This window comes from Comamonas sp. SY3, from assembly GCF_041730275.1.
Lineage (GTDB): Bacteria > Pseudomonadota > Gammaproteobacteria > Burkholderiales > Burkholderiaceae_C > Comamonas > Comamonas sediminis.
Map to the genome: position 1 here is coordinate 1 of NZ_JBGTYN010000055.1, position 1,131 is coordinate 1,131.

At 62.9% G+C, this 1,131-nt stretch carries 1 protein-coding gene; it reads left to right on the forward strand.

Annotated elements, in window-relative coordinates:
- On the forward strand, positions 1-1,131 hold a 1,131-nt coding region (locus ACCQ08_RS25995; protein WP_373451381.1), incomplete at both ends, for a hypothetical protein.

Genomic DNA, 1,131 nt, shown 5'->3' on the forward strand with positions numbered 1-1,131 from the left:
GGCCTCCGCCCAAGGCATCTCCGGCATCGGCGCCTTCGTCCCCAACACCGAGCTGGGCTTCACCCCCGTCGCCAAAGCCGGCGAGCCGCGCATCAACTGGATCAATGGCGAGTACCAAGAGAGCAACACCGACCTGAGCGTCAAAGTGCTAGGCGGCAGCTTGGACATTGCCCGCTCCTGGAGCCAGGGGCGCTGGTGGCTCAACCCCGCCTGGGCACCGCTCAGCTTTGAGCTCGATCCGCTGGGCAGCGACGCCAAGGTTATCGAGCGGGTAGGGGTGCTCTACGAGCGCAGCGGCCAAAGCGATCTGTACATGGCCAAGAGCAAAGGCAACGCACCCGTTTACATCAAACGGCTCAAAGATGCCGCAGGCCAGCACACCGGTTGGCAGTGGTACGACCGCTTTGGCAACACCATCAACTACAGCCAAGACGGCGTCATCCAAAGCTATGCCAACGCCAGCGGCGTCAAAGTCAGCTTCGCCTACGACAGCGCCACCAGCGCCCGCATCCTGGACCACTTTGACAAGACCATCTACACCGTCACCATGGCGGGGGGCCTGATCACAAAGATAGAAGACCTGGCCGGGCGCAGCGTCAGCTACCAATGGGCAGGCCAGCGCCTGGCCCAGGTCACCGACGTCATGGGCCACGCCTGGAAATACGAGTACGACGCCAACGGCCAGATCACCAGCCGCACCGACCCGCTGGGCCTCAAGATCACCGCCCAGTACATCCAAAGCATCCCCGCGCCCGAGCCCATGCTGAGCCTGGGCAAAAAAGGCGTCACCATCGACCCCACAGGCACCAGCGGCACCACGCAAAAGCTCGCCAACCTCTGGGGCGGCGGGCGCGTGGGCCAGTTCGACGGGCAAAGCGGCTGCGCATCCACGGGCGCCAACAACTACCTGCGCGAGCGAAGGGTGTTTGAAGTCACCTACACCGACTGCCGAGGCAACGCCACCGTCACCCAGTACGACCTGCAAGGCAATGAGCTCAGCCGTACCTTCAACGGTAAAAAGACCGCCTCCAACCAATGGGATGGCGCTTACAGCCAAAAGTACACCAACGCCCGGGGCTACAGTACCACCACGACCTACGACAGCAACTACCAGCCGCTGCAAATCACCCA